Source organism: bacterium, assembly GCA_024226335.1.
In the GTDB taxonomy this organism is placed as follows: Bacteria; Myxococcota_A; UBA9160; order SZUA-336; family SZUA-336; genus JAAELY01.
Genome location: JAAELY010000054.1, coordinates 25972 through 40994 on the forward strand (window position 1 = coordinate 25972; position 15023 = coordinate 40994).

Below are 15023 nucleotides of genomic sequence, written 5' to 3' on the forward strand. Positions count from 1 at the left end.
TCAGACGCGGGTGAGCCAGGCTTCGTACTTGCTGCCCTTGGCGCGAACTGCGTCGAAGTAGGCGGTCTGGATCGTCTTGGTGACCGGACCTCGTGTCCCCTCGCCAATCGAGCGATCGTCGACCTCGCGCACCGGTGTGACTTCGGCGGCCGTACCGGTCAGAAAGGCCTCATCGGCACTGTAGAGTTCGTCGCGGGTGAAAGCCTGTTCGGCGACATCGATTCCCTTGTCGTGGGCGATTCGAATCACAGAGTCGCGCGTAATGCCTTCGAGTACCGAACCGAGTGGCGGTGTCTTCAGCACACCGTCGCGCACGATGAAGATATTCTCACCACTGGCCTCGGCGACCATGCCCGTCGTATCGAGCATGATGGCTTCGTCGTAGCCGGAGCGCGTGACTTCGCGCTTGGCGAGGATCGAGTTGACGTATTCACCGCAGGTCTTCGACTTCGTCATCGACACATTGGGATGGTGTCGCGTGTAGGACGAGACCTTCGCGCGGATTCCGTTATCGAGTCCGTCCTGACCCAGGTAGGCACCCCAGGGCCAGACGATGATCGACACCCGCACCGGGTTGTCGGTCGGAAGCAGGCCCATCGCGCCTTCGCCCAGGTATACCAGTGGTCGGATATAGCCCTCGGCCAACTGGTTTACCCGTAGCGTTTCGATCAGCGCCGTTTCGATCTGATCGCGTGTGAACGGGATCTCCAGTTCGACGATGCGAGCGGAGCGGAACAGGCGGTCGACGTGTTCGCGCAGGCGAAACACCGCGCTGTGACCATCTGGGGACTTATAGGCGCGAACGCCTTCGAATACTCCCAGTCCGTAGTGCAATGTGTGGGTGAGGATTGGGACACGAGCTTCGTCCCACGGGACGAACTCGCCGTCCATCCAGACCTTCTCGGTCTTCTCGACGGGCACTTGTTTCTAGTTTCCTTTAGCCCGACGCATCTGAAATAGGCGCAGTTCGCGGGCGGCTTCGACGTGGTCCGGGCGCAGTTCCAGAACCTGTCGGAACATTCTCTCCGCCTCGGCCTGTTCTCCGCAAGCCTTTCTCGCCAGGCCCAGGTAGTAGTAGCCGGTCGTAGCCTTGGGAGCGAGGGAAATTCCTTTCTCTAGATGCTGGATTCCTTCTGCGCGGGCGTTGGGATCTCCCCGGTTCACCAGCAGGAAGGCCCAGCCGTACAGCGAGTGGAACTCGCCTTCTTCGGGGTCGAGATCTATCGCCTCTTGCAGACGCTCGAGCGCCTCGTCGTACTGACGAGCGCGAACGAGTTCCAGGCCCTTCTTGAACAGGACTTCAGCACCGAGAATGCGTTCGACCACCTCGGAGTCGTCGACCCCGAGGTTTCCGCTCTCGAGCTTCTGCAGGTAGCTTTCGCGTTCGCTTTCATTGCCCAGGGTCTGATGGGCATCCGAGATCAGGGCGAAGACCTCTCCGGCGACCTCCTGCAGTCCGACCGCGCCCACCTTGTCCGGGTGGTAGATTTTGGCCTTGCGGATGAACGCCTTGCGAATCTCGGATGTGGTAGCGGTCGGTTCCAGACCGAGAATCTCGAAGAAGTTCTGTTCACGCATACGCTCGAGCATCGCCTTGAGCTCGGTGTCCAGGTTCGTATGCGTCGTCGCGACCGGATTCGTCGACGATGTCGGCCCGACAGCCTCTGCCGTGGAGGCCGCTTTTGATTCTTCGGTGGCCGGATTCCGTTCGTCGAAACGGACACCACCCACCAGATAGAGGGCAAAGAGCAAGGCTCCGAAACCTTCTGAGAGCTCTTGCACAGTCTTTTCGCCGTCGATGGCCGCGAGTGCATCGGCGACGGCCTTATTGTGTTCAAAGCCGTCGAATTCGGTGATTGCACTGCTGACCGTGCAATCCGAGAAACGCGCGAGTTGCTCGCGAACGACTTCCGGACGCATGCGCATCGCGCCGCGCAAGATCGTTTCCTTGAGTCCCCACGGCAGTAGTTCGCTGGCCAGGTTGAGCGAGCGAACGCCCGCTTGACGCCAGGAGTCACCTTCTGCCCACGAGAACAGTTCGAGCATCTTGTCTTCCGCTTGCTCCGCGAGCACGCGATCCAGTTCGGGTTTTTGAACCGCACCCATTTCGACCAGAATCTCACCGATGCGACGACCGGTCGCCTTGGCTCGTCGCAGCGAATCGCTATAGGTCTTCTCGCCGATCCGTCCGGAGCGCAGCAGACGCTGACCGAGCGCCTCTTTCGCCAGGTTCGAACGCAGAAAGCGCGGTGTGCCCTTGTCGAGCACCAGGATCTTGTGGCGCTTGCCGTCCTGGAAATGGATCGCTCCGCTGAAGTCTTCGCGGATGGCACGCCAGATCGTCTCTGCCGGCGTCTGCTCCTTTATGGAGGTCTTGTCGGCACGTTCAGCCGCCTCTCCGGGTACCTCTGCCTTGCCAAGGTGGCGCACCAGATTCTCTGTCAGATCCGAAGCCGAAAACGGCTTTTCCAGGTACTCGTCTGCGCCCGCCTTCATGGCCGTAGCCACGTGATCGCGCCCGCGATAGATGCCGCTGATCGCGATGATCTTTACGTCACGAGTGGCATCGCGAGACTTCAGTGACTCCATGACGCCGTAGCCGTCCTTCTTCGGCAGCAGCATGTCCAGGAGAATCAGGTCCGGAACGTTCTCGGAAATCGCCTTGATGGCTTCGTTTCCGTCGTGTACCTGGCGACAGGTGTAGCCCTGACTCTCGACAGCGCGTACCAGTGAACGCGCCAATGCGCGATCATCGTCGACAATGAGCACTTCTTTCGCCAAACGAGCTCCCAGAGAGGACAGGTTCTCTAGGCTGATCTATCGGCTTCGAATGGAGTCGTGTTGAGTCTTCGCGATGCACTCAGCGTCGGCACTGCTGCAAAATCGCATCAACGCGAGAGTTGTTCCGCGATACCGGTGGCGAGAGGGGCGCGAATGACACCGCGCTCGGTCACGATCGCCGTTACGAACTCGGCCGGCGTGACGTCGAAGGCAGGGTGCAGAGCTTCAACGCCCTCGGGAGCAATCCGCGACCCGCGAAATTCGACGACTTCTTCGGAGCTGCGCTGCTCGATCGGGATCTCGGCGCCGCTGGCGGTTTCCGGATCGATCGTCGAGATCGGCGCCGCCACGACGAACGGAATCCCGTGATGGTGTGCGAGCACCGCCAGTGTGTAGGTGCCGATCTTGTTGGCGACATCGCCATTGGCCGCGATCCGGTCCGCGCCCACCACGACCATATCGACTTCGTCGCGCGCCATCATTGCGCCGCCCATCGAGTCGGTAATCAGCCGAACCGGAATTCCATCCCGGTCCAGCTCCCAGGCCGTGAGCCGCGCACCCTGCAGGTACGGGCGCGTTTCGCAGGCGAGTACGCCTTCGAGAAGTCCTTCTCGGGCCGCCGAGCGAATCACGCCCAGGGCCGTGCCGTAGCCCGCCGTCGCGAGTGCGCCCGCGTTGCAATGTGTGAGCACGCGCGTCTTCTTCTCGAAGAGTTCGACCGCCGCATCCCCCAGGGCCCGACAGTTGGCGACATCTTCGTCAAGGATCTGCTGCGCTAGTTCGCGAGCTTCCTGTTTGACTTCAGCGGCTGGACGGCCAGCCCCGAGCGATTCGGAGAGCCGGGTCTTCATCCGCTCGAGCGCCCAGGTCAGGTTCACGGCGGTGGGGCGCGTACGCGCGAGCCGTTGTACGACCCGCTCGAGAGTCTGCTCGAGTTGATCGTCTGCGGCAGTCGAGATTTCGATCGCCACGCCCATCGCCGCAGTTACACCGATCGCCGGGGCACCGCGCACGGCCATGTCTTCGATCGCGCGCGCAACTTCCTCTCCGCTCTTCAATAGCAGGTAGTGTTCCTGGCTCGGTAGCAGGCGTTGGTCGAGCAACTCGAGCCCGGAATCGCAGAGGCGCAGTGTGAAGAAACTCACTCCGGCTTCTTTTCCTCTGCCGCCGGTGGTTCGGGTGCCTGTTCGGAAGGAGGGGACTCCTCGGGCTGCCCGCCGAGCAATCTTCCGAAGATCCCCTGGACCGCTTCCTTCGCCCCGGGTCCGAGCTTCTCTTCCAGCTTTCTTCCCAGGCGGCCATCGAGCTTCTCGTTCAACTTTTCGCGCGCCCGATCCTCGGCCGCAAGACTTGCGGCCACCCGCGTCAGTTGAACTCTGTCGAGTCTGAGCCGCGGATTGTCGACGGTACCGGCGATTGAAGAGATCGGAATGACGCGTCTACGTCGTGGCTTTGAGCCCGAGAGTTCCTCGGCCAGTTCGTCGCCGAGTACGACCTCGCCCGAAAGATCGAGGGCAAGGTCGACCAGACCGACGGTGCCCCGCAGATTTGCAGTGGCGTAGCGGTAGTTGAGCACGAGATTGTCGGTGTGCAGAACTCCATTCTCGATGGTGTAGTCCGCGGACAGGTTCTCGAAATCCTCCTGCTCGTAGCGGGACAGGTCCTTGCCTTTGACCTGAGCCACCAGAACCGGAATCTCCGAGAGCGGGCCGAGCAGTTCCTGGACCAGAGAGAAGCCGCGCAACTGGCCCGGTGTAATCGCGAAATGACCGCTGCCCGAAAGCGTATCGAGGTCACCACTCATGCGGAACTTGCCACCCGCGGCAAACGCGCCCAGGAGCTTGGAGTCGCCGGCGAAAAAGCCGATCAGGTCTTCGATCTTGTGCTCCCTGGCGTCGAATTCGAACGCAGAACGACCTCGTTCCAGATCGTAGCTACCCCTAACACCGATCTCGTTCTGGCCGATCTTCGCGCTCGCATCTTGTAGCGCGAGCACGGTTCCGCGCGCCGCGAGTGGGCCGGAAACAGACACCGGACCCTGCTCGAGGTCGACACCGGCACTATGGAGTGTCGCCGTTCCGACGATCGAAAGTGGCTCGAGTTTGACGCGGAACTCCTTGACGGCGACACCGCCTCGAAGACGGGGAGTGTCCTGGCCGAGAAAGGGCTGTAACGCGGCGAGGTCGATCTCGGTGCTCGTCAGGTGGATCTCCATGGGTTCAGCTTCCAGCAACAGGCGCAGCGGAAACTCGTTTTTGCCCAGTTCGATGCTCGCTTCCTTCAAAACCCCTGCACTCAGCTCCTGGCCCAAAGGCCCGCTGATCCGCAGTCGATCGCCAGCTGGCTTTCGAAACGAATCACCCGATACCAGCGCGGCGTCATCGAGATTGATCTCGAAACTCTCGCCGATCTTCAGGTCTCCGCGCACGGGACCCGAGAGCTTTACTTCGTCCTGTGCGTAGTTGACATCGGCGAGGTCGAACTTCAGGGCCGTCGATCCGCCCAAGCTGAAGCGGCCGTCGAGCTTCCCGCCGCTGAAGGCATAGGGGCCGGCCTGCAAGTCAGCGTTTCGAACTCGGATGTTCTGGATCGCGAGTGCGGGCTTCGCGGGATCCGATTCACTTTCACCCTGGGCGGGCGCGCTCGCCTGCGCACCCGGGCTCTGCGCTGCATCCGGTCCTTGTGCAGGTGTCGGAAGGATCGGATCGCCATTCTCATCGAAGGGAATGAAGATCCTGGGTGATTCCAATTCGACTGCGCGCAGTACTACCTGCCCGGTGAACAGCGGCAGGACAGCGATCTTCAATTGAAGTTCCGCGACGTCGGCCAGGGCCGGGGCGCCCGCTTCGTGGCCCGCGACGCTCAGACTCTGCACGCGAACCGCAGGGGTCGGGAAGACGCGCAGGTCGATCCCACCCAGTGTAACTTTGCGTCCCAGTGCTTCAGAGGCGTACTCGGTGATCGGTTCTCGATAGTCCTCGGCGTCGATCAACAGGAAGGCTGCAACCAGTACGGCTGCGAATCCGGCCGCCAAAACGCCCAGAACGATTAGGATGCGCTTCATGACTGACGTATCGGAAGCTGCGAAACGGGCTTCATTCGGAATCTCCAGAAGGCACGGCCTTGTGCCAGTCCGTCTGACGTTGGAAAGCGTCTCCAATTCGCAAGAGAGTCTGTTCGTCGAGCGCTCGCCCCAGTAACTGGAAGCCCACCGGCAAGCCCGAGGCAGTGAATCCGCAGGGCAGGGCGATTCCCGGAAGCCCCGCCAGGTTCAGCGTGACCGTGAAGATGTCGGACATGTACATCTGCAGGGGATCCGCCGTGCGCTCGCCGAGTGGCCAGGCCGGTCCCGGCGTCGCAGGAGATGCCAGAACGTCGCAGACCTCGAAGGCGCGCGCGAAATCCCGGCGGATCAGTGTGCGCACCTGTTGCGCCTTGCGGTAGTACGCGTCGTAGTAACCGGCCGACAGTACATAGGTGCCGAGGATGATCCGCCGCTTGACCTCGGCGCCAAAACCTTCGGAACGCGTGCGGCGATACATCTCGTCGAGTTGATCGGATTCGGCGCGAAAGCCAAACTTCACACCGTCGTAGCGCGACAGGTTCGAAGAGGCTTCGGCGGTGCAGATCAGATAGTAGGTGGCGATGCCGAACTCACTGTGAGGCAGCGAAACGGGCACCGTCTTGGCACCCATGCTCTCCAGAGTGCTGACCGCCTCGCGCACCTTGAGCAGGACTTCGGGATCGATGCCCTCTTCACTGAAGAGCTCTTCGGGAATCCCGATCCGCAGGCCTTCGACGGAACCGTCGAGACCTGCCGAGAACCTTGGCACCTCGCGTGGCACCGACGTGGCGTCCTTGGGATCGTGCCCGCAGATCGTTTCGAGCAGGAGCGCCGAATCCTCGACCGAGTGTGAGAATGTTCCGATCTGGTCGAGCGAACTGGCAAACGCGACCAACCCGTAGCGAGACACCCGTCCGTAGGTCGGCTTGATGCCGACCACGCCGCAAAGTGCCGCCGGCTGCCGGATGGAACCGCCCGTGTCCGAACCCAGGGTTGCCGGTACCTGTCGCGCGGCGACGGCGGCGGCACTGCCGCCGCTCGAACCGCCGGGCACGCAGTCGGTGTTCCAGGGATTGCGCGTGGGTCCGTACGCGGAGTTCTCGCACGAAGAGCCCATTGCGAACTCGTCCATGTTTGTCGAGCCGACCACGATCATTCCGGCTTCGCGCAGTTTGCGCAATACCGTGGCTTCGTAGGGGGCGCGGAAGCCCTTCAAGATGCGCGAGCCGCAGGTGGTTTCGAATTCGGGACTCGCCAGGATGCCCTTGATGGCGATCGGCAATCCGTGCAGCGCCGAGCGGACTTCGCCCGCAGAGCGCTCGCGATCGGCTTCGTCCGCAGCCCGAAGCGCCGCCTCGGCGCGCACTTCGGAGAATGCCCCCAGCAAGTCATCGCTGGATTCGATCCGTTCCAGGCAATCCGCCACGATCTCGCGGCTGGAGAGCTCCCCACTTTCCAGGCTCGCACTCAGCGAACTCAGGGTTCTGGCCGAGAGCCGGCTCAATCGAGCACCTTGGGTACGACCATGGCGTGGTCGGTGTGTTCGGGCGCGTTGCGAACGGCTTCTTCCGGTGTGAGTACACCCGAGATTTCGTCGGCGCGCAGGGGAGTTTCGATCTCCAGAACATGGGTCGTCGCTTCGACTTCGGACGTGTCGAGTTCTTCGAGCTTCGCCATGTATTCCAGGATCTGATTCATGTCGCGCTGCAGTCCGGCCACCTCGCCCTCGTCGAGATTCAGATTGGCTAGCTGCGCGACGCTCAAAACGGTGTCGAGATTGATCTTCATCGGCAGGCAGAATAGCGCCTTTGGCCGCGCAGGCTCCTGCCCGACCAAGGGCTTGCGGGGCGAGTTCTGGATTCGGGCTAGCGGTCCTCGTCGTCCTGGGGGTCGAGTGGGTCTCGGAAGAAGCGCCAGTCCAGTTTCCCAAGCCTTACGCGATGCCAGGCGGCGTGGCCCGAAGCCGCATGTGCGTGCGCCCATTTGATCGCCTGACCCCGCGCCCAGGCGCGCGTATTGCGCGGTGGCTCGGTGCGCGCGCGCTCCACTTCGGTCGGCTGGCTGATGCGGAGCATTTCTCCCTGGCGCTCGAGGCGCCTGTAGCCGCCCCGCGGGCCGAGTTCGTGGTAGCGCAGGTCGGTCTTCCAGGCGCGAAACGCCAGATCCCGAAGCCTTCGCTCCGCATCTGTATTCACCGCTCGAGCCGTCAGCCGTTCGCCCCGCTGCTCCAACTCCATGCGATCGGCGGGGTCGGGTACCTGCGCGTGTACCTGGCGCCGTTTGGCCAGCCAGTCGATGCGATCGCAAAGCGATTCGGGATCGCGCTCCAGCGCCTCCAGGGTTTCGCCCCAGCTGTGCAACACGCGGTTCTTCCAGGCATCGGTCGTCGCACCTTCCTCGGACAGTGCGCGACTCACCAGTGTGTAGTAACGGCGTTGCAACTCCAGGGCCGTGGCGCTCGAGCCGTCGAGGAGTTCGAGGCGGGTCTCCAGTTGCGGATCGTCGTTGACCCGGATGAGTGCGTCCATCGGATCGGCGAGTTCGGGCCAATCCCTCACCTTCCCCGCCTCGATCGCTTCCAGTACCAGGGCTGTCGTGCCCACGCGCAAGACCTGCGCCCATTCCGAGAGGTTCGCGTCGCCGATCAAGAGATGTAGCCGTCGATGGCGTCGCAAGGGCGACCAGGGAAAGAAGAACAGATCGCGCATTTCAAAGATCGGCCGATCATCGCCTTCGGGAAAGATGCGGGCGAGTGACTTCAGGAACGGGGGTCGTTGCGCCAGACGCACCAGTGGTCCGCCGTCGAAACGCACGGCTCCGGCACCTGTGAACAATGTGCGCGTGATCAGGTGTGCAGTCAGATTGCGCCGGATGTCGCGCAAGAAGAACAGATTGTAGAGATGCGAGTGCACTCGCATCAGTCCGTAGAGTGGACCGACGAGCCATTGCAGACGGCGCGCATAACGACCCGGCTGGGTTTCGATATCGCGTGAAAACCGACCGAGCGCGTCGAGGATCGACCAGCCCGCACGCGGCCACACTCGGCGCAAGAGACTCCCGAGCAGGAGCAGGCTCAATCCGAGCAGACCGCCCGCGATCAGCACAGCAATCTGCAGCGCGAAGACCGCAGCGATGACTGGCGCCGAGATCGCCCAGAGCAAAAGCCACGGCGGCAGGAACAGCGCCAGCCGTCCCAAGGGAAGCGGATCTTCTACCCAGTAGCTCTCGTGTGAGCCGAAGGTGTGGCCTTGACTGTCGACGTTGTTCTTGCCCAGGCGCAACTCACCGGTATACCCGGCGAGTTGCAAACGCCGATTCACGTCCTCGGCCAGGTCTTCCACGAGTTCGTCCTTGGCGCGCTCGTAGTGGATCAGCCGGTAGGGATCGCGACACTCAGGGCTGGCCAGTTCCAGCAGTCCGTGCTCGTACTCCTGGGCCGTCGCCTCGTAGTGGAAGGTGCCGCCATTTTCCAGGAAGCGACCTCCCTTCGAACGCAGCGGCGAAAAAGCGTGGGGCAGACTGCCGATGCGGCGCAGCAAAACCGCCTCGAAGTGCCTGTAAAGCTGCAAGTTCGTCGGCCTTGGAAGATCCGAATTCCCCGGGTGGTAGATCAGGGCGTATTCGGTTTCGATTCCAACGACGCGTTGCCTCATTTCTACAGTGTAGAGGGTTCTGGGCCGGGAGTGAATTCTTCCAGGCTTGCTAAGCTTTGCAAATGCCCGAACTGCCCGAGGTGGAGGTCACGCGCAGATGCATCGCGCCTTTTCTGGTGGGGCGACGCATCGCCGAAGTGCGCACGACCTCCAATAGCTACTTCTTCCTGACCCGACCCGAACAGCTGCGCCGCGGCCTGACCGGTCGCACTGTCGTTCGACTGGTCCGTCGGGGAAAGTACCTGGTTGCGGAGCTGGACGATCATCAGCGACTGCTCCTGCACCTGGGCATGACGGGACAGCTCTTCGCCGACGGAGCGAGCAGTGTGAGGCTGATGTCCGCGACCGCGCGCGCAGCTCTCTCGCCGGAAGAGCAGATGCAGTTTCAGCCCGATCGGCACACACACGTCCAGATCGGGTTCGATGACGCCGGCCAGCGGGTGTTCTTCCGCGACGTGCGCAAATTCGGGAAGATCCGCCTCTTGAAGCCCGACCAATCCGATCCGCGTCTCGACAAGCTCGGTGTCGATGCACTGGAAGCGTCGAGCGAGCACCTCTACGAGGGAACCCGCGGCCGCAAGCTCGCGATCAAGACCCTTCTGCTCTCCCAGTCGATCGTGGCGGGCATCGGCAATATCTACGCCGACGAAGCGCTGTTTGGCGCCGGCATCCGTCCCTCGAAACGCGCCGGTCGGCTCACGCGCCCCGATTGCCAGCGCATCCTCGAAGCCGCGAAAGCGGTGATGCTGCGTTCCATCGAAATGGGCGGCTCCAGCATCAGCGATTTCGTGGCCCCCGACGGCAGTGATGGTGCCTATCAGGATGAGCGCCACGTGTACGCCCGCACCGGCGAGCCGTGCACGGTCTGCGATACGCCGATCAAGCGTTCCGTCCTCGGGGCTCGCGCTAGCCACTTCTGCCCCAGCTGCCAGCATTGAAGCCGCGCGACGCGTATATTCCCGGGCGTGAATTTCGCCGTCCACTACGCCGAGATCGGACTCAAGGGTCGCAACCGCCCGCGCTTCGAGAGCCGTCTGCGCAAGAACATAACGCGTGCACTCGCCCGAGCGGGCTCGGTCCAGGTCCGAAATCTGTACGGCCGCCTGCTGGTCGAGATATCGGACGACGTCGATCCGGAGTATGCGGCGAGTTGCCTGAGCAAGGTCTTCGGCGTGGCCTACTTCAGCCGGGCCACCGAAATCGCACCCTCGCTCGAAGCCATCGAGGCGGCGGTCGACGAATTCGTTTCGCAGCGGGAGTTCGAGAGTTTCGGCGTCAAGGTGAGACGCGTAGAAAAGAGCTACCCGTGGAAGTCGGTTGAACTGGCGACTCGACTGGGCTCGCGCATCCAGTCCGCAAGCGGCGCGCGGGTCAATCTCTCGAAACCCGATCTCTGGGTCGAGTTGCATCTGCTTTCGCAGCGCGTCCTGCTTCTGCACCGGCGACAGCCCGGACCGGGCGGCATGCCGGTGGGCAGTGCGGGTCGAGTCGTGAGTTTGATTTCGGGTGGAATCGACTCTCCGGCTTCTTCGTATCGCATGCTCAAACGCGGTTGCGAACTCATCTACGTGCACTTCCACAGCGCGCCGTTTACGAACGAGGCGTCCCAGGAAAAGGTGCGAGATCTGGTCGGCATCCTCGCCCGCTACCAGGGGCCGGTGCGCCTGTACTCGGTGCCTTTCGGGGAGATCCAGCAGGTCCTGGTCAGCGAAGCTCCGGCGGATCCACGGATCGTGCTCTATCGCCGCATGATGGTGCGGATTGCCGAGCAGATCGCCTTGCGCGAACGGGCACTGGCGCTCGTAACGGGCGAAAGCGTGGCGCAGGTGTCTTCCCAGACCCTGGCGAACCTCGACACCATCAACCGGGCGGCTACCCTGCCGATTCTGCGGCCTCTAGTTGGTATGGACAAGGCCGAGATCATTGAGCTGGCTGAACAGATCGGTACGTATGAGATCTCGATCGAGCCAGACGAAGACTGCTGCAGTTACCTCATGCCTCGGAACCCGGCGACCCGGACCCACGCCGAGCACATCGAACGGCTGGAACGCGCGTTTGATGTGAGTGGAATGGTCGAAGCGGCGCTGGGACGCGCACAGCGCGAAAGGATTGATCCCGCCACATGAGCGATGAACCGATCTACACACCGTCCGAAGAGGTCGACGAATTGGAGAGCTTCGACAGCTTTTCACCCGAAATCAAACGCGGTATCGACGAACTGGGCTGGGTCGACCCCATGCCCGTTCAACGTCGGGCCACCCCGGTCATGCGTCGAGGACGCGACATCATCGTGCAGGCGGTGACGGGTAGTGGCAAGACGGGGGCCTTTGGCCTGCCGATCCTCGAGATCATCGACGCCGAACTAGCGGCCGCCCAGGTCCTGATCATGGCGCCCACGCGCGAACTGGCTCAGCAGATCTGCAGCGAAGTCACCCTGATGGGTAAGTACTGCGATGTCGAAGCCGTTCCGGTCTACGGCGGAACTGCCTACGGTCCGCAACTCGACGCTTTCGAACGCGGTGCCCAGGTCGTGGTCGGAACACCGGGGCGCCTGCTCGATCATCTGAAATCGGGCCGTCTCAAGCTCAACGAGTTGCGCGCGCTGATCTTCGACGAAGCCGACGAGCTGCTCTCGCTGGGTTTCTGGCCCGATATGAAGGAGATCAACAGCTACGTACCCAAGCAGCGCCTCTGCGGTCTGTTCTCTGCGACCATGCCGCAGCGTGTGATGTCGCTTGCGCGTGTCTTCCTGGACGAGCCCGAGTTCGTATCGTTGACCGAGGGGGGCGTGCGCGCACCCGAGGAGATCGAGCACCTGCACTACATCGTGCAGGCGAATCAGAAAGAGAAGGCGCTGTTGCGCATCCTGAAGTACGAAGATCCCGACTCCGCGATCATCTTCTGCAATACGCGCGACGACACGCGTTTCGTCACCGCTTTCTTGCAACGCAACAAACTCGACGCCGATATGATCCAGGGTGAGATGACCCAGGCGGCTCGCGAATCCGTCATGAAGCGCATCAAGGCCGGTGATCTGCGTCTGCTGGTGGCGACGGATGTTGCGGCGCGCGGCATCGACATCAGCGATCTCTCACACGTCATTTCGTACACGTCGCCAGACTCGCCCGAAAGCTATGTGCATCGCACCGGTCGAACGGGACGCGCCGGCAAGAGTGGTACGGCCATCTCGCTGGTTTCCGGTCTCGACATCGGGAACTTCCGCTCGATCATGAAGGTCAATCGCATGACCATTCCCGAGCGCGCACTTCCCAGTGAGGAAGACCTGGCGGAGCGCCTGGCGCAACGGATCCAGGTCGAGGTCGAGCACAGTCTGCGGGATCTGTCCGACCGCGAGAAGCGCATGCGCATGGACGAACACCTGCCGGTCGTCAAACACTTGTCGGCCACCGACGAAGGTCAGCGTGACCTGGCGGCAATCATCTCCGCCTATCTGGAGAAGAAACACGTTTCCGCGCCGAAAGAAGAAGAGGTCGCCGCGCAACCGAAACAAGAGCGCGAACCGCGTCAAGCAAGAGGTGGGCAGGAAAACCGCGCCCGAAGCGACTCGAGCGATGGCGCACCGCGAGCCGATTCCGACGATGGCGAAGCTCCGCGGCGGCGCCGACGGCGACGGCGACGACCGGGAGGTCCCGGAGGTTCGGGGTCCGGCGAGCGTTCCTGAGCACTCAGCAGACGGGGCCGTCAGCTTGTATCCTCGGGGCTGAACTTCCAAGGAGCCCCCATTGAAGTCTCGACGCCTCGGCAAGACCGCGCTCACGGTTTCTGAAATCTGTATGGGAACCATGACTCTCGGCAGCATGGCCGATGAGAAGACCAGTCTGCAGATTCTGGATCGAGCGGATGAAGCGGGGGTCGATTTCTTCGATACCGCCGAGATCTACCCGGTACCGCCCGATCAGAAGCACTGGGGACGCAGCGAGGAGATCCTGGGCAAGTGGCTCGAGGGTCGCCGGCGCGATTCGGTGTTCGTGGCCACGAAGGCCGCGGGACCGACGGGTGGCTGGTTTCGCGCTCCGGTGCGCGGTGGACTGACCGGGCTGGATCGCCATGCGATCGAGAGCGCGCTCGAAGGCAGTCTGAAACGCCTGAAGACCGATTACATCGATCTCTACCAGACGCACTGGCCCGATCCCGAGCTACCGCTCGAGGTGACGATGGAAGCGTTGGACCGCCTCGTCCAGTCCGGCAAGGTGCGCTACGTGGGCTGTAGCAATCAGAACGCCTATGGATTGACCAAGTCCCTGTGGACCTCCGACCTCAACGGCTTCGCCCGCTACGAGACCATCCAGAACAACTTCAGCCTGCTCAATCGACGCTTCAGCGATGAACTCGCAGCGGTGTGTCGCGCCGAGCAGGTCAGTCTTCTGCCCTACAGCCCGATCGCCGGTGGCGTGCTATCGGGCAAATACCTGAACGGCGAATTCCCCGAGGGCGCGCGTTTCTCGCGCTACCGGGACAACGACGCGCGCACCAAGGCCATGACGGCGCGCTTCATCAATCCCAAGACGCTGGCTTCGACCGAACGCTATGCGAAGATCGCCTCCGATGCCGGAATGTCGGTCGCCAAACTCGCGGTGGCCTGGTCGCTCGCCCACGACTTCGTGGGCTCGACGATCATCGGCGCGACGCATACGGAGCAGCTCGAAGACACGCTTTCTGCGGGCGACGTGAAGCTCTCGGACGAAGTGCTGCTGGCCTGCGATCAGGTCGAACGCCAGGAGCTGTACCCGCTGGGCTGAGCCTCGCCTCCGCGAGTGCGACAGACGATCCGCACAGCAGTTCAGGTGTAGAGGCGCCTGGGTCCGGTCTGCTTGGCGAAGGTCGCGGTCAGCTTGCAGGTGATCTCGTCGAACAGCAATACCAACGGCTTCTGGTTTTCTTGTCCCTCGAGAGCGGCGTTGAGCCAGTTGCGGATCGGCGCCATGCCGTTGTCTTCGATCGCGTCGGTTACCCGTTGGCGTATGCGCGCTTTCACCGGGAAGATGACCAATGAAACCTTGAAGGTCGATTCAGCGATGGCCTTGGCCTCTTCGACGCGGGCTTTCTTGCACTTGCCGTCGTGGGAGGCGTGAACCAGTCCCGCGAGTTCCGCGCGCCGGCGCTGGGCTTCCCCCAGGCGCGCCTGGGCATGCCCGACGAGTGGCGGCGGGTTGCGATCGAGTGCGAGTACCGGGTACACGCTTTCGCGACTCGTGAGCGGATCGTAGTAATCCAGCTGGATGCCGGAGGTGAACAGATAGAAGAGGCCGAAGTCCTCTTCCTCCGCATCGCCCAGGAGCTGGCTGCTGAGGTAGCCCTCACCGATCGGATAGGCCAGCTGGCGCGGAATTTCGTCTTTTAGAACAATCGGAATCATCCACCTGACGAATCGGCAGACCTCTCTGAAATCAGTATGAAATTCCAGCAGACCGAGGCTATCTGCTCGGCGAGTGCGGGCAGAGGAGACTCCGATCGGGCCCGCTGGCTTCTAGTGACCCGTCTCGGTTAGGCTCTCGAACGACCCG

Annotated in this window: 12 protein-coding genes; 4 read left to right on the top strand and 8 right to left on the bottom strand. The window is 62.4% G+C overall.

Translation table 11 applies throughout. The annotated features are described in order from the left end of the window. The 7 genes from GY725_02725 to GY725_02755 form a co-directional block, all read right to left on the bottom strand. A complete protein-coding gene (locus tag GY725_02725; protein MCP4003090.1) occupies positions 1–891 on the bottom strand; it encodes a branched-chain amino acid transaminase in 891 nt (296 codons plus the stop codon). A gap of 36 nt (positions 892–927) precedes the next feature. After that, positions 928–2781 carry a response regulator gene (locus GY725_02730; protein ID MCP4003091.1) on the bottom strand — a complete coding sequence of 618 codons (1854 nt, stop codon included), beginning with the start codon at positions 2779–2781 and terminating at the stop codon, positions 928–930. A gap of 107 nt (positions 2782–2888) precedes the next feature. Beyond that, positions 2889–3926, bottom strand: a complete 1038-nt coding sequence (mtnA, locus tag GY725_02735) for an S-methyl-5-thioribose-1-phosphate isomerase (GenBank protein ID MCP4003092.1) — start codon at positions 3924–3926, stop codon at positions 2889–2891. Continuing rightward, complete coding sequence (locus GY725_02740; protein ID MCP4003093.1) at positions 3923–5845, bottom strand: AsmA family protein; 1923 nt, start codon at positions 5843–5845, stop codon at positions 3923–3925. Before GY725_02740 ends, mtnA begins: the two co-directional genes overlap by 4 nt. A gap of 31 nt (positions 5846–5876) precedes the next feature. Next, on the bottom strand, positions 5877–7349 hold the full coding sequence (gene gatA, locus GY725_02745; protein ID MCP4003094.1) for an Asp-tRNA(Asn)/Glu-tRNA(Gln) amidotransferase subunit GatA: 1473 nt from the start codon (positions 7347–7349) through the stop codon (positions 5877–5879). Continuing rightward, positions 7346–7633, bottom strand: coding sequence for an Asp-tRNA(Asn)/Glu-tRNA(Gln) amidotransferase subunit GatC (gatC, locus tag GY725_02750; GenBank protein ID MCP4003095.1), 288 nt, complete (start codon positions 7631–7633; stop codon positions 7346–7348). Before gatC ends, gatA begins: the two co-directional genes overlap by 4 nt. Before the next feature lie 77 nt (positions 7634–7710). Continuing rightward, positions 7711–9498 (bottom strand): hypothetical protein, encoded by a 1788-nt coding sequence (locus GY725_02755; GenBank protein MCP4003096.1) that lies wholly within the window; start codon positions 9496–9498, stop codon positions 7711–7713. 62 nt (positions 9499–9560) lie between these two features. On the opposite strand from GY725_02755, the gene mutM reads away from it, so the two are divergent. The 4 genes from mutM to GY725_02775 all read left to right on the top strand — a co-directional run bounded on the left by mutM (position 9561) and on the right by GY725_02775 (position 14258). Further along, complete coding sequence (gene mutM, locus GY725_02760; protein ID MCP4003097.1) at positions 9561–10436, top strand: bifunctional DNA-formamidopyrimidine glycosylase/DNA-(apurinic or apyrimidinic site) lyase; 876 nt, start codon at positions 9561–9563, stop codon at positions 10434–10436. A 27-nt stretch (positions 10437–10463) separates the two neighbouring features. Further along, positions 10464–11624: a tRNA 4-thiouridine(8) synthase ThiI gene (gene thiI / locus GY725_02765; GenBank protein MCP4003098.1), complete on the top strand. Its 1161-nt coding sequence runs from the start codon at positions 10464–10466 to the stop codon at positions 11622–11624. Further along, positions 11621–13180 (top strand): DEAD/DEAH box helicase, encoded by a 1560-nt coding sequence (locus tag GY725_02770; GenBank protein ID MCP4003099.1) that lies wholly within the window; start codon positions 11621–11623, stop codon positions 13178–13180. The genes thiI and GY725_02770 overlap by 4 nt, the downstream gene beginning before the upstream one ends. Positions 13181–13241: 61 nt before the next feature. Further along, positions 13242–14258, top strand: coding sequence for an aldo/keto reductase (locus GY725_02775; GenBank protein MCP4003100.1), 1017 nt, complete (start codon positions 13242–13244; stop codon positions 14256–14258). A gap of 41 nt (positions 14259–14299) precedes the next feature. Here GY725_02775 and GY725_02780 read toward each other — a convergent pair whose 3' ends face one another. Then, entirely contained in the window at positions 14300–14875 is a 576-nt protein-coding gene (locus tag GY725_02780) for a hypothetical protein (protein ID MCP4003101.1), read from the bottom strand. Positions 14876–15023 lie beyond the last annotated feature (148 nt).